A 17,292-nucleotide genomic window follows, 5' to 3' on the forward strand; every position below is an offset into this window, starting at 1 on the left:
ACTGGACTTGTTCCCGAAACCCGGAGGTTGGCCAGCGTGGCACTCGTCGTCCAGAAGTACGGAGGATCCTCGGTCTCGACGGCCGAGCGGATCCGGCGCGTCGCTGAAAGGATCGTCGAGACCAAGAAGGCGGGCAACGACGTCGTGGTCGTCGTCTCGGCCATGGGAGACACGACCGACGAACTCCTCGATCTCGCGCAGCAGGTGTGCCCGGCCCCGCCGGCCCGCGAGATGGACATGCTTCTCACCTCCGGTGAGCGCATCTCCAACTCCCTCGTCGCGATGGCAATCCACTCGCTCGGCGCGGAGGCCCGGTCGTTCACCGGTTCCCAGGCCGGAGTGATCACCACGGGCAGCCACGGCAAGGCGAAGATCATCGACGTCACCCCCGGCCGCGTGCGCGCCGCCCTCGACGAGGGCAGCATCGTGCTGGTCGCAGGCTTCCAGGGCGTGAGCCAGGACAGCAAGGACATCACGACTCTCGGTCGTGGCGGTTCGGACACGACCGCCGTCGCACTCGCCGCCGCGCTGAACGCGGACGTCTGCGAGATCTATACCGACGTCGACGGCGTGTTCTCCGCGGACCCGCGCATCGTCAAGGACGCGCAGCGCCTCGAGAAGGTCTCCTTCGAGGAGATGCTCGAGCTCGCCGCGTGCGGCGCGAAGGTTCTCATGCTGCGGTGCGTGGAGTACGCCCGCCGCTACAACGTGCCCGTGCACGTTCGTTCGTCGTACACCACCAAGCCCGGCACCATCGTGTCCGGATCGATGGAGGACATCCCTGTGGAAGAGGCCCTGATCACCGGCGTTGCGCACGATCGCAGCGAAGCGAAGATCACCGTCGTCGGTATCCCCGACACCCCCGGTTACGCCGCCAAGGTGTTCCGCGCCGTCGCCGACGCCGAGATCAACATCGACATGGTGCTGCAGAACATCTCGAAGGTCGAGACCGGCAAGACCGACATCACCTTCACCTGCCCGAAGAGCGACGGCCCGCGCGCGGTCGAGCTCCTCACCAAGCAGCAGGGCGACATCGGCTTCACCCAGGTCCTCTTCGACGACCACATCGGCAAGGTCTCCCTCGTCGGTGCCGGCATGAAGAGCCACCCCGGCGTCACGGCCAAGTTCTGCGAGGCCCTCGCCGACGCCGGCATCAACATCGACCTGATCTCGACGTCGGAGATCCGCATCTCCGTGCTCGTGGATGACAACGAACTCGACGACGCCGTGCGCGCTCTGCACGCGGCGTTCGAGCTCGGCGGCGACGAAGAGGCCGTCGTGCACGCAGGAACGGGGCGGTAATCGTGACCACCATTGCAGTTGTAGGCGCCACGGGGCAGGTCGGGATCGTCATGCGCACCCTCCTCGAGGAGCGCAACTTCCCGGCCGACACCGTCCGGTTCTTCGCGTCGGCCCGCTCGGCCGGCAAGAAGCTGCCGTTCCGCGGTGAGGAGATCGTGGTCGAGGACGTCGCGGCGACCTCCGACGAGGATCTGAAGGGCATCGACATCGCGCTGTTCTCGGCCGGTGGCACCCTCTCCAAGGAACAGGCTCCGCGCTTCGCGGCCGCCGGTGCGATCGTCGTCGACAACTCGTCGGCGTGGCGCAAGGACCCCGAGGTCCCGCTCGTCGTGAGCGAGGTCAACCCGGAGCAGGTGAAGAACCCGCCGAAGGGCATCATCGCCAACCCGAACTGCACCACGATGGCCGCGATGCCGGTGCTCAAGGCACTGCACGACGAGGCCGGACTCCAGCGTCTGATCGTGTCGAGCTACCAGGCTGTCTCCGGTAGCGGCCTGGCGGGCGTCGAGGAACTGGTCGGCCAGGTGCGCGCAGTCGCCGACGAGGCCGACAAGCTCGTCCACGCGGGCGACGCCGTCGACTTCCCGGCCCCGAACAAGTACGTCGCGCCCATCGCGTTCAACGTCGTCCCGCTTGCCGGGTCGATCGTCGAGGACGGCTCGGGCGAGACCGACGAGGACCAGAAGCTGCGCAACGAGTCGCGCAAGATTCTCGGCCTGCCGGACCTGCTCGTCTCGGGTACGTGCGTGCGCGTTCCCGTCGTGACCGGACACTCGCTGTCGATCAACGCCGAGTTCGAGCGGCCGCTGTCGGTCGAGCGTGCGCAGGAGCTGCTCGCGAATGCTCCGGGCGTCCGCCTCGTCGACGTGCCGACCCCGCTCGCCGCTGCCGGCGACGACGTCTCGCTGGTGGGCCGTATCCGCCAGGACCCGGGTGCTCCGGAGGGCCGCGGTCTCGCGCTCTTCGTCTCGGGCGACAACCTGCGCAAGGGCGCCGCGCTGAACACCATCCAGATCGCGGAGCTGCTCGTCTAGGCGACTTCCGACCTTCTCGACGGAGCGGGTGGACCTCTTCCGGGTCCACCCGCTCCGTCGCGTTTCGGGGACGGTCCGGGATGCTCCGGAAATATTTACAAGCAGTCTGGACTGTTTGTTGATTTACCGTTACGCTGCGAAGCGTGATCCAGGACACTGTGCCGAACGGTGGTCGTACCCAGGCGCAACGCACAGCCGCGACGCGAGCCAAGCTGCTCGACGCCGCGGTCGACTCGCTCGTCGAGCACGGCTATTCGGGCACCAGCACGCAGGGCATCGCCAAACGCGCCGGAGTCTCGCGAGGCGCCCAGCTCCACCACTTCCCGACGAAGGAGAACCTCGTCGTTGCGGCGGTCGAGCACCTCGTCGACAAACGGCTGCAGGAGATCCTCGAGAAACGGCCCGACCCGGAGCACGGCTTCGAGGCGCTCATGGACGCCTTCTCCGGCCCGCTCTTCGCCGCAGCACTCGAACTGTGGGTCGCGGCGCGGACCGATCCGTCCCTGCACGAGGCCATGATCCCGCTCGAACGCAAGGTCTCGGACGCGCTCCGCACGGGTTGCCTGGAGATCATGGGCGACAGGGTCTCGCCCGACCACATCGACCTCAGCATCGAAATCGCCCGGGGCTTCGCCGTCTCGGCCCTGATGCGTACCCCCGAATCCGATCGAGAATTCCGGGAGCGCCTGCTCCCGGTCTGGAAGGCGCTGGTGATGAAATGAGTCTCGCACTGCTTCCCGATCACGTGCACACGCTCGTCGTCGGCGCGGGCTTCGGCGGCATCGGTATGACCGCAACGCTGTTGCGTGAGAACCCCGACGCCGACGTCCTCGTCCTCGAGCGCGGTGACGACGTCGGCGGAACCTGGCGTGTGAACACCTATCCCGGTGCCGCATGCGATGTTCCGAGCGCGCTGTACTCGTTCTCCTTCGCGCCCGAACCCGACTGGTCGCGAGCGCACGGCACCCAGGAGGAGATCTACGCCTACCTCCGCCGCGTCGCACGTGAGCAGGGCGTGACCGACCGGACCATGTTCGGGTGCGAACTGCGCGAGGCCCAGTGGGACGCCGAGCGCGCCGTGTGGCGGATCTCCACGTCCCGCGGTGACCTGACGGCCGACGTGCTCGTCGCCGCCACCGGCGCCCTCTCCACGCCCACCTACCCGAAGGTTCCCGGACTGGAGTTGTTCCGCGGCAAGAAGTTCCACTCGGCCGAATGGGATCACGACCACGACCTCACGGGTGAGCGCGTCGCCGTCATCGGTACCGGCGCCTCGGCCATCCAGTTCGTGCCGGCGATCGTCGACCGCGTCGACCATCTCACCCTGTTCCAGCGCACCGCCTCCTGGGTGATGCCCAAGCACGACCACGTCATCGCGCGGTCGGTCCGCACGCTCTATCGTCGATTCCCCCTGGCCCAGAAGCTCATGCGCGGATTCGTGTACGGGCAGAAGGAGATCTACGTCGTCGGTATGACGAAGCCCTTCGCCCGCCAGTACCTCCTGCCGCTGTTCGAGGTCCGGGCACGCCAGGTGCTGCGCAAGAACGTGCGCGATCCCGAGCTGCGCAAGCGTCTGACCCCCGATTTTGCGATCACGTGCAAGCGGATCCTGTTGTCCAACGACTGGTTCCCGGCCATCACCCGGCCGAAGGTGGACGTGGTGTCCTCCGGTCTGACCGCGGTCACCGAGAACGGTGTCGTCGACGACAAGGGCACCGAGTACCCGGTCGACACCATCATCTTCGGCACCGGCTTCACGCCTACGGAACCGCCTGTCGCGCACCACATCCGTGGTGGCGACGGTCGCACCCTCGCCGAGACGTGGGACGGCAGTCCCTCGGCCTATCTCGGCATCACCGTGCCCGGTTTCCCCAACCTGTTCCTCATGTACGGCCCCAACACCAATCTCGGCCACAGCTCGATCGTGTACATGCTCGAATCCCAGGCCAACTACATCTCCGACGCGCTGCGCACGATGGAGCGTCGCGGAGTCGCGGCCGTGGAGGTGCGCGACGAGGCAGTGCGCCGCTACACCGCCGATCTCGACCCGGCGCTGAACAACACGGTCTGGAACCAGGGTGGTTGCAGCAGCTGGTACATCGACGAGAAGGGCCGCAACTCCGTGATGTGGCCGACCTTCACGTGGCAGTACCGGGCGCGGACCAAGCAGTTCGACCCGGAGAGCTACACAGAGCACCGAGCGACCGCAGGAGCGAACGCATGAGGCAAGGTGACCGCAGGATCGAGCGCATGAGGCAGGGCGACGGCAGGAGCGAGCGCATGACCCACTACGACGTCCTCGTCATCGGCTCAGGGTTCGGCGGTAGCGTCGCTGCACTGCGCGCCACCGAGAAGGGATACAAGGTAGGTGTTCTCGAGGCCGGACGACGCTTCGAGGACGACGAGCTGCCCAAGACGAGCTGGCGGCTGCGCAAGTACCTGTGGGCACCGCAGCTGGGGTGTTACGGGGTGCAGCGCATGCACCTGCTGCCCAACGTGCTCGTCATGGCCGGAGCAGGTGTGGGTGGCGGGTCGCTGAACTACGCCAACACCCTGTACAAGCCGCCGACGCCCTTCTTCCGCGACCCGCAGTGGGGTCACATCACCGACTGGGAAGCGGAACTGACGCCGTACTACGACCAGGCGGCACGGATGCTCGGCGTCCGCCCCAATCCCAGCACCACGCCCGCGGACGAGGTGATGCGTCAGGTCGCCGACGAGATGGGTGTGGGCGACACCTACACGACCACCCCGGTCGGTGTGTTCTTCGACGAGCCCGGCAGGACGGTGCCCGACCCGTTCTTCGGTGGAGCCGGCCCCGACCGCACCGGCTGCACCGAGTGCGGCAGCTGTATGACGGGTTGCCGTGTGGGAGCGAAGAACACGCTCGTCAAGAACTACCTCTACCTCGCCGAGAAGGCGGGCGCGCAGATCCACGCCCTCACGACGGTGACCCGTGTGGTGCCCCGGGCCGGTGGTGGATACGAGGTCCACACCCGCAGCACGAACGGCATCAGGAAGCGCCGCAAGGTCTTCATTGCCGACCAGGTGGTGATCGCGGCCGGCACCTACGGCACGGCGCGCCTGCTGCTCGCGAGCCGGGAGACCGGTGACCTGCCGAACCTGTCGCCGGCCCTCGGCACCGTGGTGCGCACCAACTCCGAGGCGGTGCTCGCCGCGACCGCACAGGACCGTGTCGTCGACTACACGAAGGGCGTGGCCATCACGTCGTCCTTCCACCCCGACGACCACACCCACATCGAACCGGTGCGGTACGGCAAGGGCAGCAACCTGATCGGTCTGCTCCAGGCGCTGCTCGTCGACGGTGGCACGCGGATGCCGCGACTGCTGAAGTTCTTCGGTGTCGCCGCGAAGAATCCCGCCGCCTTCCTCCGTTCGCTGTCTGTGCGGAACTGGTCCGAGCGCACGGTCATCGCTCTCGTGATGCAGACCGACGACAACTCGCTCGAGCTCGCGACGCGGCGCACGCCGATCGGCCGGGGCCTGACCAGCAAGCAGGGTCCGGGCACCCCGCCGCCCGAGTGGATCCCGGTGGGCCACGAAGCGGTTCGCCGCGTCGCCGACAAGATCGACGGTGACGCCGGCGGGTCGATCGCCGACCTGTTCAACATCCCGATGACCGCGCACTTCCTCGGCGGGTGCGCGATCGGTGACTCGCCGCGTACCGGCACCGTCGACCCGTACCTGCGTGTCTACGGGCACGAGGGTCTGCACGTCGTCGACGGTTCCGCGGTGAGCGCCAACCTCGGCGTGAACCCGTCCCTCACGATCACCGCGCAGGCCGAACGTGCGCTGGCGCTGTGGCCGAACAAGGGGGAGAAGGACAACCGGCCTCCGCTCGGGTCGGCCTACGAACCCGTGCAGCCGGTGCAGCCCGTGCGACCGGTCGTGCCCGTCGAGGCCCCTGCGGCGCTGCGGCTCCCCATCACCCCCGTTCGGAAGGAGAGCGCCCGTGCTCTGGACAGTGCCTGAGAGCGAGGACGAACGCACCGACTATCCGGTCTCGCCGCCACCGCCCTGGCCGGCCGCCGTGCGGGCCACCCTCTGGTGGCATCGCAGCACCCCGGAGGCCGCCCAGTACGGGCCGGCCGGCGCGACCCTGCCCATCACGCTCGCGATGATGGTCGACTACCTCGATTCGCCCGTCGGGCCGTACCGCGAGGTGCTGGCCAGCCCGGTGCTGCGTCGCGGCCTGATCCCGGCGATGGCGGTGCCGTTCATCGCCGTCGACTCCGAGCCGTCGGTACACGGTGGTCGCGAGCACTGGAAGCTGCCGAAGGTGCTCGCGAAGTTCGACGGCGACGTCCTCGGCGACTTCTCCGCGACCGGCGCCCGATGGAGCGTGGCCACCTCGGCCGCGCCGAAGGGCCCGGAACTGCCGATCGCGGGTGGGTTGACCTTCGCCCAGCCGATCCCCGGTGGCGCCGTCGAGCGCGCCACGGCCCGGCTGCGGGGGAAGTTCCGCTACGCGCGGGTGACCGTCGCGGCAGAGGGACCGACGCTGAGCCGCTGGCTGCGTCCGGGCACCCATCACGGCATCGTCATCACCTCCGGACGGATGTCCACGGGAGCGTCGCGAGTCGTGTCGCGGGTGTAGGTCGACCGGTGTCGTGGGTGCGCCGCGGTGCCGGTTGCACCGATCCTTTTCTTGACTTATTCCAGAAAAGGGGCATACTTGGTGTCATGCAACAAGGACACGAGCATCACTTCGACCCCAAGGAGCAACTGCGCTCCGTGGGTCTGCGGGTGACCGCTCCCCGCGTTGCCGTACTGAGAACCGTTGCCGAGCATCCGCATTCCGATGCGGACGGAATCGCCGCCCACGTGCGCGACGAACTCGGCTCGGTGTCGACGCAGGCCGTGTACGACGTACTCAAGGCATGCGTGGGGAACGGGTTGCTCCGCCGGATAGAACCGGCCGGATCACCCGCACGGTACGAGACCCGCATCGGCGACAACCACCACCACCTCGTGTGCCGCGCGTGCGGCACGGTCGTCGACATCGACTGCGTCGTCGGGGCCGCGCCCTGCCTGACGCCGTCCGACGACCACGGCTTCGTCATCGACGAAGCAGAGGTCACCTTCTGGGGCCTGTGCCCCGATTGCCGCGCCGACTAGCGCCCACTCGCTCCACCGGTGGTCCGGCCCCTTCGCGGGTCGAACCGCCGGCTTCGTGTCCCGAGACCCGGAACACCCGTATTCGGAGGTCACCATGACGAATGCCCGTTACACCACGAACAACGTCGGTATCCCCGTCGCCAGCGACAACGAGTCGCTGACCGCCGGTACCCAGGGCCCGATCCTGCTCCACGACCACTACCTGCTCGAGAAGCTCGCACATTTCAACCGCGAGCGGGTACCCGAGCGTGTCGTGCACGCCAAGGGCGGCGGCGCGTTCGGCGAACTCGTCGTCACCGAGGACGTCTCCGCCTACACGAAGGCGAAGCTGTTCCAACCGGGTGCGAAAACCGAGATGCTGGCACGTTTCTCGACGGTCGCCGGTGAGCAGGGCAGCCCCGACACCTGGCGCGACCCGCGCGGTTTCGCCCTGAAGTTCTACACCGAGGACGGGAACTACGACCTCGTCGGCAACAACACGCCGATCTTCTTCATCAAGGACCCGATCAAGTTTCCCGACTTCATCCACTCGCAGAAGCGTCTGCCCGGCTCCGGCCTGCGCGACCACACCATGCAGTGGGACTTCTGGACCCTGCGTCCCGAGACCGCACACCAGGTCACCTGGTTGATGGGCGACCGTGGCCTGCCGCGCACGTGGCGCCACATGGACGGTTTCGGTTCGCACACCTACCAGTGGATCAACGCCGACGGTGAGCGCTTCTGGGTGAAGTACCACTTCAAGACCGACCAGGGCATCGAGTTCCTCACCCAGGACGAGGCCGACCGTCTCGCCGGCTCGGATCCCGACTACCACCGCGCCGACCTCTACAAGGCGATCGAGGGCGGCGAGTTCCCGAGCTGGACGCTCCACGTGCAGATCATGCCGGTCGCGGAGGCGGAGAACTACCGGTTCAACCCGTTCGACCTGACCAAGGTGTGGTCGCAGAAGGACTACCCGCTGATCAAGGTCGGCACCATGACCCTGAACCGCAACCCGCGCAACTTCTTCGCGGAGATCGAGCAGGCCGCGTTCGCCCCGTCGAACGTCGTGCCGGGCATCGGTTTCTCGCCCGACAAGATGCTGCTCGGCCGCGTGTTCTCCTACGCCGACGCCCACCGCTACCGCATCGGCGTCAACCACGCACAGCTGCCGGTGAACTCCGCGAAGGCCGCCCGTGTCGACTCCTACAGCAAGGAGGGCAACATGGCCTACAGCTTCAACGATCCGCAGACTCCGGTCTACGCACCGAACAGCTTCGGCGGTCCGCACGCCGATCCCGAGCGGGCCGGCGACGAAGGTCTGTGGAACTTCGGGACCGAGGCCGTGCGCGCGGGATACGTGCAGCACCCCGAGGACGACGACTTCGGTCAGGCGGGCACGCTCTTCCGCGACGTGATGGACGACGCGGCGCGTGAACGCCTCGTGGGCAACATCGTCGGGCACGTCCTCGGTGGTACCTCGGAGGCGCTCTACGAGCGGATCTTCGAGTACTGGCGCAACGTCGACGAGGAACTCGGCAAGCGGGTCGAGGCGGGCGTGCGCGCCGGGGCCTGACCCGTCACCGGGGGAGATGCGGCGGGATCAGAGCAGTCCCCACCAGTAGATCAGGGCTGCCAGCGCCAGCACGATCAGCGTGGTGTCCATGTCGCTCTCCCTCCATCCGACGACGACAACTCCATCTTCCTCGCAAACGAGGATTTCGGCACAGACGGCAGGGTCGTCCACCTCTCCGGTGGGCGGCCCTGTCGGCGTCCGTCGAACATATCGGCTGTTCGAACACGCGTGTGACAGCTGTGTCGGTTGTGGTTGTTAGGTTGGAGATCCGGGTCGGCGTCGTCATGCCGGATCGGATTCGCGCACGTTCGTCGAAAGGTGTTGTCCGACATGGTGATGGGTCCTACCCATGCAGTATCCGGGGCGCTGGTGGGGCTCGTCGTCGCAGATCTGCTTCCTCCCGACTGGGGTGCGCCCGCATCCACCGCGGAGACCTTCGCCTTCGCGGCGGTGTGTTCGGGGGCGGCCCTGCTTCCGGATCTCGATACCGCGCAGTCGACGGTCGCGAGGTCGTTCGGACCCGTGAGCCAGACCTTCGCGAAGGGTGTCGACGCCGTCTCGCTCGGCTACTACTCGCTCACCAAGGGCAGTCGCGACCGGAAGCGGCGCGGTGGACACCGCACCATGACGCACACCGCGCTGTTCGCGGCGCTGCTCGGCGCCGGAGTCTCGGCGCTCGTCGCGAGCTTCGGCAGAGAAGCGATCATCGGGGTCCTGTTCGTCACTCTCGGTCTCGCGCTGCGCGGGTTGTTCGGGTCGTGGGCGAAGAAGCGCGGGTGGGTGGTCGTCACCCTGAGCGCGGCAGTGCTGTCGATCCTGTCGTGGACGTGGTTCCCGCAGGAGGTCGCGTCGACGGGTCTGGGGGTCGCGGTGGCCCTCGGATGCGCGACGCACTGTCTCGGCGACGCCATCACCAAGGAGGGCATCCCCTTCCTCGCGCCGTTCGTGCCCTGGCGCGGGTCGCGCTGGTGGGAGATCAAGCTGCCGTCGGCGTTGTCCATCCGTGCGGGTGGCCCGTTCGAGCTCGGCATCCTCGGTCCGGCTCTCACCGTTGCGGCGGTCGCGATGGCCGTCTGGTCGGTCGACGGCGCGCCCGAACACATCCTCGGCACGTTGGAGGCGTCGGGCCTGTCGTTCTGGAGCGAGGGCACCGCACACCGGTAGCGGTACTGGAGAATAAAGAGAACTTGTTCTATTTTTGCGGAGTCCGTGCCCGCAGAACAGAACGGAACCCGCCCTCGTGAGCGCTCGAGCCTCTGGTCCCACCCTCAGTCGTCGCGGTCTTCTCGGAGCAGCCGCCGGAGCGGCCGTCCTTGCAGGCACGGGATGGACGCTCGCGGGTGCGGTACCGCTCGGCGACCCGGCTGCCACGATCCCGGCGCCGCCGGACTTCCCGGCCGACATCCCGCTCTCGCAGCAACAGTTCGTCAACTGGGCGAAGACCATCCGGTTCGACGCGGTGTGGACCGCGACCGCGCGCACCGCCGACGACGTCGTCCGCCTCGCGAACTGGGCGCACGCCCACGGCTTCCGGATCCGTCCCCGCGGGTCGATGCACAGCTGGAGTCCGCTCACCCTCGAGGCCGGGCAGGACATCGAGAACGTCGTGCTGGTCGACACCATGTCGCAGCTCAACCAGGTCGTCGTCGACGCGGGAGCCGCACCTGCGCGCGTGACCGCCGGCGGTGGCGCGAGCATCGAATCGATCCTCACCGCGCTCGAAGCGAGCGGACTGGGGTGGGCCAACTCGCCGGCCATCGGGGACATCTCCATCGCGGGGGCACTGTCGATCGGTGCCCACGGCGCCACCTACCCGGCAGCGGGGGAGACGGTGGTCCCCGGCCAGTCGTTCGGCTCCCTGTCCAATCTCGTCCTGGCTCTGACCGCCGTGGTGTGGAACCCGTCGGCCGGTGCCTACGAACTCCGCGAGTTCCGCCGTGCCGACCCGGAGATCGGCCCCCTGCTCGCCCACCTCGGACGCACCTTCGTCACCTCCGTGACGTTGCAGGCCGGAGCGAACTACCGGGTGCGCTGCCAGAGCTTCACCGACATCCCGTGGCGCGAACTGTTCGCACCGCCCGGCTCGCCGGGGCGCACCTTCGAGCGCTACGTCGAGGAGCACGGGCGGGTCGAGGCGATCTGGTTCCCCTTCACCGAAACGCCCTGGCTCAAGATCTGGTCGGTCTCTCCGGAGAAGCCTGCCGCGTCCCGCGAGGTGCAGGGCCCGTACAACTACTACTTCTCCGACAGCCTGCCCGAGGAACTCACCGACCTGCTGGGACAGGTCGTGCGCGGCGCCCAGGGCGTCACACCGGCCTTCGGTGCGTCGCAGTTCGGTGCAGTGGCCGCGGGACTCGCCGCGACCGGCACGAACGATCTGTGGGGCTGGTCCAAGGATCTGCTGTTCTACCTGCGCGCCGCGACCCTGCGCGTGGTCGCCGGTGGCGGTGTCGTCGTGACGAGACGCGACAACATCGCCCGCGTCATCAACGAGTTCACGACGTGGCTGCACGAGCGGATGACGCACTACGCCTCGCTCGGGCAGTACCCCGTGAACATGCCGTTCGAGGTGCGTCTGTGCAAGGTCGACGACGCCGGCGAGGTGCTCGTCGACGCCGCCGGCGTGCCCGACCTGTCGCCGGTGCGTCCCCGCCCCGACCGGCCCGACTGGGACACCGCGATCTGGATGAACGTGGTCTCCATCCCCGGAACGGCCGGGATGCCGGCCTTCTTCCGCGAGATGGAGCAGTGGATGGCCGCCCACTACTCGGGCGATTACGCGACCTTCCGGTCCGAGTGGTCGAAGGGCTGGGCGTTCGACGACGAGGGCGGCTACCGCGACCCCGGTTTCCTCGGAGAGACGGTGCCGGCCATGTACCGCACCGGCCTGCCGTCCGGGCAGGGTTGGGACGCCGCGCTCGCGGCCTTCGAGCAGTACGACCCGCACCGGGTGTTCAGCAACCGGTTCCTCGACCGGTTGCTGCCCTGACGTTCCGCCTCAGCACCCGGTGTGCGAGAAGGCCCTCATGTAGCCAGCGGTTTGATAGGCGTACGCCCATGCCCAGTACGACAGGGCGATGTCGGCCGGGCTGGCGGCCATGATGAGTTCGCCGTCGAAGCATCGGTCGAGGATGAAGCGCGCGCGGGAGACGTGCGGCACGAACGTCACGACGATGACGCTGTCCCAGCCGCGCTGCTCCGCGAGACGACGCAGTTCCATGGCTTCACCGCGCGTGGTCGGCGGGTCCGGTTCGAAGCACGTGACGGGGAATTCGTAGCGCGGGTGGTCGCACAGGTCCGTCAGCCAGACATCCTTCGCGCCGTTGGGATTCGACACCACGACTTCGGGTGCGAAGCCTTCGAGTGCGAGTTCGAGCGCGTAGGGATAGCGCTCGTAGATCGCACCGCCGAGGACGAAGATCGCGTCCGCCCGGCGATACGGGCTGAGGTTCTCGATCTCGATCTGCGGGGCCACGTAGACGGGAAAGCCCGCGGCGATGAACGCGCACGCGACGAGCACGAGGACGGCGAGCCACCGTCGTCGCCGGGGGCGTGGCCTGGTGAGTGTGGAACCTCCGGAGTTCTCCGGTGCGTCCTGCCGGGAGGCCCTGTGTCGTCGCGTCATCCGCCGAGTCCGTTCCCGCCCGACCGGAGCCGAGGCGTCTCGCGAGTGCGGTGCCGCCTTTCAGTTTAGGGTATGTAAGTCTGTTTTGACCCCTGAAAACAGACTTGAAGAATCTTTTGTGACGGGAGGGGACGTTCTTTCCCGGAGAGGTGAACCAGGTGCCCCGGAATGCAGTCAGGGCACCTTCTCCGTGAGGAGAAAGTGCCCTGACGAGTTCTTCCACGAGTCGGGGTGGCGGGATTCGAACCCACGACCTCTTCGTCCCGAACGAAGCGCGCTACCAAGCTGCGCCACACCCCGTATTGAACCTCGGTCAGCTTACAACACGAGTCCGCAGAAGATTAAATCGGCTGGTCAGCGACGTAACCCGGCGCGCTCTGCCGCATTGCCGCTGGCCTGCTGCGCGGTGTCGCGCGAGGCCGGAACGAGGGTCAGCAAGGTGGCCTCCGGGCGGCAGAAGAACCGAGCGGGAGCGAACGGCGACGTGCCGATCCCCGCGGAGACGTGCAGTCGCATGCGGGCGCCCCAGCGCGACGCGCCCTTCACCCGCGACCGGTCGATCCCGCAGTTGGTCACCAGCGCGCCGTAGAACGGCAGGCACAGCTGACCACCGTGGGTGTGGCCGGCGAGGACGAGGTCGTAACCGTCCTCGGCGAAACGGTCGAGTACCCGTGGCTCGGGGGAGTGCGTCATGCCCAGTCGCAGATCGGCCGAGGGATCGGCCGCACCGGCGATCGTCTCGTACCGGTCGCGGTCGAGATGCGGGTCGTCGACACCGCCGACGGCGATGCGCACACCGCCGACCTCGATGTCGCGGCGCACGTGCGTCATGTCCTGCCAGCCACGTTCGGTGAACGCCGCACGCAGATCGCCCCAGGGGAGCGGAGGACCGTAGACGCGGTCGTGGTCCTTGTCGAAGTAGGCCAGCGGATTCTTCAACACGGGAGCGAAGTAGTCGTTGCTCCCGAAGACGAACAGACCCGGGCGGGCGAGGAGTCCGCCGAGGGCCTGGACGACGGCCGGAACGGCCTTCGGGTGCGACAGGTTGTCGCCCGTGTTCACGACGAGATCGGGCTCGAGGCCGTCGAGTTCGCGCAACCAGTTCTGTTTCAGCTTCTGGTTGGGAGTCATGTGCAGGTCGCTGATGTGCAGGACCCGCAGTGTCGACGCGCCGGGCGCGAGCACCGGCACCGTGACCTCGCGAAGGGTGAACGCGTTCCGTTCGATCAGCGTGGCGTAACCGAGGCCGAGAGCGGCGGCGCCGGCAGCACCGAGGGTTACACGGCGAATTGCAGACAGGTCAGGCACTTCTCCAGCGTACCGCCGTGCGTGGTCCTCGCACGTGGTTCGCCTGCCCCGCGTAGCGTTTCCGGCATGAGCGACACCACATCCTCCCTCGAATCCAGGCTGCGGACCGACCTGACCGCAGCGATGAAGGACAAGGACAAGCTGCGGACCGAGACCCTCCGGATGCTGCTCGCGGCGATCCGGAACGAGGCGGTGTCCGGCAAGGAGGCGCGTGAGCTGTCCGACGACGAGGTGCTCGAGGTCCTCGCGAAGGAATCGAAGAAGCGCGGCGAGGCCGCCGAGGTCTACACCGAGAACGGACGCGGAGAGCTCGCGGCCAAGGAGCACGCCGAGGCACGGATCATCGACGAGTACCTGCCCACCCCGCTCACCGATGCCGAGCTCGTCGACGTCGTCGACACCGCCCTCGCGCGCGTCGCGGAGGAACTCGGCACGCGGCCGGGTCCGAAGAACATGGGCCAGGTGATGAAGGCCGCCACCGAGATCGCGGCAGGGAAGGCCGACGGCAAGCGCCTGTCCGCGGCCGTGCGTTCACGCCTGTAACCGAAACGGCCGTGCAGCTCCGGTCGACCGTCACGAGGACGGGGCGACGGGAACTGCACGGCCGTGGAAGCCCTGCGGCTCAGTTGTCGGGGCGACTCGGTGTCGTCGTGGGAGTGGAGTCCTCGTCCGCCGGCGGACTCGACTCGCTCTGCTCGAGCTCACGTCCCGGGATGGGTGCGGGCGTCGACCGCCGGGTCGTGTCGGGCACCTCGCGGTCGCGTGGGCGGGCCGGGGTTGCGCTCGTGGTGGGAGCCACGCGGACCGATCCGTCGCTGATGAACAGCGTGACCGTCGAGCCCGGGACGGCCGAGCCGCTCGGGGACGTACCCGTCACCGTTCCGGCGCGTTCCTCACCGGCGATCGTCGCCTCCGAGACCGAGAATCCGGCCTCCTGCAGCCGCTGCATCGCGCGGTCCTTCGGCAGGCCCGTGACGTCCGGGACCTGGGCGTTGCCCGCGCCGCGGACGTACCGGGGATCGGGGGCGGGCAGTTCGATGGGGCCGAACTTGTTCGCCACCGGCAGCATCGCCGAGAACCATGTCCGCGCCGGTTCGGTACCGCCGAAGAGGTTGCCGTCGTAGCAGGGGCGGACCGGACCCGAGCAGATCTCGCCGGGGGTGGGGGAGTCGCCGTAGGTGTAGACCACACCGGCGAACCGGTTGGTGAAGCCGAGGAAGGCCGACGACATGTGCGACTCCGTCGTACCGGTCTTCGCCGCGACCGGCAGGTTCCAGCCCACCGATCCCGCGGCGCCCGAGGCGGTACCGCCGGCAGCGGTGTCCTTGCTCATCGCAGTGGCGAGGGTGTCGGCGAGACCGGGCTCGACCACCTGCTCGCAGGCCTGCTGCGTGATCGGCACCGGCTTGCCCTCGCGGTCGAAGACCTCCTCGATCGGGCTGGGCGGGCACCACTTGCCGTGCGAGGCGAGGGTCGCCGCGACGTTCGACAGCTCGAGCGCGTTGATCCACGTCGGGCCGAGCGTGTACGAGCCGAGGTGCTGTTCCTTCTGCATCTCGGCCATCGACTGGTCGCCGAAGCCGGAGGTGCGCGGCTGCAGGTACGAACGCAGTCCCAGGCGCACCGACATGTCGACGGCGGCGTCGACACCGGTGGCCTCGATGAGCTTGACGAACGCCGTGTTCGGCGACTGCGCCAACGCGTCGGTCACCGACAGTTGCGACGGATACGGCGCGGCGTTCTCGACGCAGTAGTAGTTGGCCGGGCAGCCGCGGGCACCACCGTCGCCCAGACCGCGGGCGTTGTAGCGGGACGGGACGTCCAGCACGGCGGACGTGCCGAGTCCCTGTTCCATGGCGGCGGCGACGGTGAAGATCTTGAAGATCGACCCGGCGCCGTGACCGGCCAGAGAGAAGGGCTGCGGCTGGACCGTCTCCTTGGCCTCGGCGTCGAGACCGAACTTGCGGCTCGACCCCATGGCGAGGACCTTGTGCGAATCCTGGCCCGGCTCGATCACGTTCATCACCGAGGCCACGTCGTCGACGGTGGGGCTGGTGAACCGGTCGAGCGACTCCTTGACCGAGTTCTGGACCTCGGGGTCGAGGGTCGTGCGGATGAGATATCCGCCCCGGTCGATCTGCTCGCGCGACAGGCCGGAGTTCTCGAGGTACTGCAGCGCGTACTCGCAGAAGTAGCCGCGGTCGTCGGCGGCGATGCAGCCGCGGGGGAGCGTGTTGGGCTCGGGCAGCACGCCGAGCGGCAGTTCCTTCGCGGCGCGGATCTCGTCTGCGCGCTCGGGGATGTTGTCGATCATCGTGTCGAGCACGATGTTGCGACGGGCGAGCACGCCGTCGGGGTTGGTGTAGGGGTTCAGCGCCGAGCTGGACTGCACCATGCCCGCGAGCATGGCGGCCTGCGGGACGTTCAGGTCCTTGGCGTCGATGCCGAAGTAGGTCTGGGCGGCGTCCTGGACGCCGAACGAACCGTTGCCGAAGGGGACGAGGTTCAGATACCGGGTGAGGATCTCGTCCTTGGTGAGCTGATCGTCGAGGGTCAGCGCCATGCGGATCTCACGGATCTTGCGGGCCGGCGTCGTCTCGATCGCCGCGCGGCGTTCGGCGTCGGTCTTCGCGATGACGTGGAGCAGGTAGTTCTTGACGTACTGCTGATCGATCGTGGAGGCGCCCTGCTCGACCTGACCGCTCGTGGTGTTGGTGAGGAACGCGCGCATGGTGCCCTGCCAGTCGACGCCCTGGTGCTCTGGGAACCGCTTGTCCTCGATCGAGACGATCGCCAGTTTCATCTCGTTGGAGATCTGATCGCTGGGCACCTCGAAGCGACGCTGGTCGTAGAGCCATGCGATCGGCTCGCCCGCCTTGTCGACCATGGTCGTCACGGCTGGGACGACACCTTCGACGAGCTCTGCGGAACTGTTGTCGACGGTGTCCGCGGCTCGGTTCGAGACGTACCCGAAACCACCCGCGGCCGGGAAGAGCATCCCTGCTACGAGAACGCCGCCGAGGGCCGTGCAACCAGCGAGCTTCGCCACCGTTCTTCGGATCGACACGCCTACACACTACGTGGCGAGGGACCGGCCGGCCGTTTCCAGGGAGCGGGCGTGGCACGACGGGCGAGGTGAAAACGCCTCCGACGTGGGACTTTGTACGTGCGTACCAGAAAAGGTTTCGTTCGCCTTGCGCGTGGGCATCAGTTTACCTAGATTGAGACATCAGTGTGACGCAGATAACACCTTGACGGGCAGGTTTTGCGCCGTTGCGGCACACGGACGGCGCAGACCTCGAACACCGCGAACCGGCGTTCGGAAAGTA

At 67.8% G+C, this 17,292-nt stretch carries 15 protein-coding genes and 1 tRNA gene; 11 read left to right on the plus strand and 5 right to left on the minus strand.

What is annotated here, in order from left to right:
- The first annotated feature begins 36 nt into the window (after nucleotides 1-36).
- The 8 genes from U9J23_RS01960 (at nucleotide 37) to U9J23_RS01995 (ending at nucleotide 9,030) form a co-directional block, all read left to right on the plus strand.
- A complete protein-coding gene (locus tag U9J23_RS01960) occupies nucleotides 37-1,302 on the plus strand; it encodes an aspartate kinase (RefSeq protein WP_059383108.1) in 1,266 nt (421 codons plus the stop codon).
- Nucleotides 1,303-1,304: 2 nt separating this feature from the next.
- Nucleotides 1,305-2,336, plus strand: coding sequence for an aspartate-semialdehyde dehydrogenase (locus tag U9J23_RS01965; RefSeq protein ID WP_059383107.1), 1,032 nt, complete (start codon nucleotides 1,305-1,307; stop codon nucleotides 2,334-2,336).
- Between the two features lie 143 nt (nucleotides 2,337-2,479).
- Nucleotides 2,480-3,058, plus strand: a complete 579-nt coding sequence (locus tag U9J23_RS01970) for a TetR/AcrR family transcriptional regulator (RefSeq protein ID WP_085469839.1) — start codon at nucleotides 2,480-2,482, stop codon at nucleotides 3,056-3,058.
- Nucleotides 3,055-4,560: a flavin-containing monooxygenase gene (locus U9J23_RS01975; protein ID WP_145707545.1), complete on the plus strand. Its 1,506-nt coding sequence runs from the start codon at nucleotides 3,055-3,057 to the stop codon at nucleotides 4,558-4,560. Before U9J23_RS01970 ends, U9J23_RS01975 begins: the two co-directional genes overlap by 4 nt.
- Nucleotides 4,561-4,616: 56 nt before the next feature.
- Nucleotides 4,617-6,329, plus strand: coding sequence for an FAD-dependent oxidoreductase (locus tag U9J23_RS01980; protein WP_145707548.1), 1,713 nt, complete (start codon nucleotides 4,617-4,619; stop codon nucleotides 6,327-6,329).
- Complete coding sequence (locus U9J23_RS01985; RefSeq protein WP_194699703.1) at nucleotides 6,322-6,954, plus strand: acetoacetate decarboxylase family protein; 633 nt, start codon at nucleotides 6,322-6,324, stop codon at nucleotides 6,952-6,954. The genes U9J23_RS01980 and U9J23_RS01985 overlap by 8 nt, the downstream gene beginning before the upstream one ends.
- Before the next feature lie 86 nt (nucleotides 6,955-7,040).
- Nucleotides 7,041-7,475, plus strand: coding sequence for a Fur family transcriptional regulator (locus U9J23_RS01990; RefSeq protein WP_024102806.1), 435 nt, complete (start codon nucleotides 7,041-7,043; stop codon nucleotides 7,473-7,475).
- Nucleotides 7,476-7,569: 94 nt separating this feature from the next.
- Entirely contained in the window at nucleotides 7,570-9,030 is a 1,461-nt protein-coding gene (locus U9J23_RS01995; RefSeq protein WP_085469890.1) for a catalase, read from the plus strand.
- Nucleotides 9,031-9,057: 27 nt separating this feature from the next.
- Here the strand turns inward: U9J23_RS01995 and U9J23_RS02000 are convergent, their stop codons facing one another.
- Nucleotides 9,058-9,201 carry a hypothetical protein gene (locus tag U9J23_RS02000; protein WP_155418953.1) on the minus strand — a complete coding sequence of 48 codons (144 nt, stop codon included), beginning with the start codon at nucleotides 9,199-9,201 and terminating at the stop codon, nucleotides 9,058-9,060.
- A gap of 159 nt (nucleotides 9,202-9,360) precedes the next feature.
- Between U9J23_RS02000 and U9J23_RS02005 the strand changes: the two genes are divergently transcribed.
- Both U9J23_RS02005 and U9J23_RS02010 read left to right on the plus strand, forming a co-directional pair.
- The gene (locus tag U9J23_RS02005) at nucleotides 9,361-10,194 is read left to right on the plus strand and encodes a metal-dependent hydrolase (protein ID WP_272268914.1); all 834 of its coding nucleotides are present in this window, start codon (nucleotides 9,361-9,363) and stop codon (nucleotides 10,192-10,194) included.
- 76 nt (nucleotides 10,195-10,270) lie between these two features.
- Nucleotides 10,271-12,019 (plus strand): cholesterol oxidase substrate-binding domain-containing protein, encoded by a 1,749-nt coding sequence (locus U9J23_RS02010; protein WP_059383101.1) that lies wholly within the window; start codon nucleotides 10,271-10,273, stop codon nucleotides 12,017-12,019.
- Nucleotides 12,020-12,028: 9 nt separating this feature from the next.
- Here U9J23_RS02010 and U9J23_RS02015 read toward each other — a convergent pair whose 3' ends face one another.
- The 3 genes from U9J23_RS02015 to U9J23_RS02025 all read right to left on the minus strand — a co-directional run bounded on the left by U9J23_RS02015 (nucleotide 12,029) and on the right by U9J23_RS02025 (nucleotide 13,963).
- A complete protein-coding gene (locus tag U9J23_RS02015) occupies nucleotides 12,029-12,550 on the minus strand; it encodes a YdcF family protein (protein ID WP_085469836.1) in 522 nt (173 codons plus the stop codon).
- 331 nt (nucleotides 12,551-12,881) lie between these two features.
- A tRNA-Pro gene (locus tag U9J23_RS02020) sits at nucleotides 12,882-12,955 on the minus strand.
- A 54-nt stretch (nucleotides 12,956-13,009) separates the two neighbouring features.
- The gene (locus U9J23_RS02025; protein WP_085469835.1) at nucleotides 13,010-13,963 is read right to left on the minus strand and encodes a metallophosphoesterase; all 954 of its coding nucleotides are present in this window, start codon (nucleotides 13,961-13,963) and stop codon (nucleotides 13,010-13,012) included.
- Between the two features lie 66 nt (nucleotides 13,964-14,029).
- Between U9J23_RS02025 and U9J23_RS02030 the strand changes: the two genes are divergently transcribed.
- Nucleotides 14,030-14,506 carry a GatB/YqeY domain-containing protein gene (locus tag U9J23_RS02030; RefSeq protein WP_145707551.1) on the plus strand — a complete coding sequence of 159 codons (477 nt, stop codon included), beginning with the start codon at nucleotides 14,030-14,032 and terminating at the stop codon, nucleotides 14,504-14,506.
- A gap of 79 nt (nucleotides 14,507-14,585) precedes the next feature.
- On the opposite strand, the gene U9J23_RS02035 is transcribed toward U9J23_RS02030, so the two are convergent.
- The gene (locus tag U9J23_RS02035) at nucleotides 14,586-17,012 is read right to left on the minus strand and encodes a transglycosylase domain-containing protein (protein ID WP_085469833.1); all 2,427 of its coding nucleotides are present in this window, start codon (nucleotides 17,010-17,012) and stop codon (nucleotides 14,586-14,588) included.
- Nucleotides 17,013-17,292: the final 280 nt, after the last annotated feature.

Source organism: Rhodococcus sp. PD04, assembly GCF_035918275.1.
Lineage (GTDB): Bacteria > Actinomycetota > Actinomycetes > Mycobacteriales > Mycobacteriaceae > Rhodococcus > Rhodococcus rhodochrous.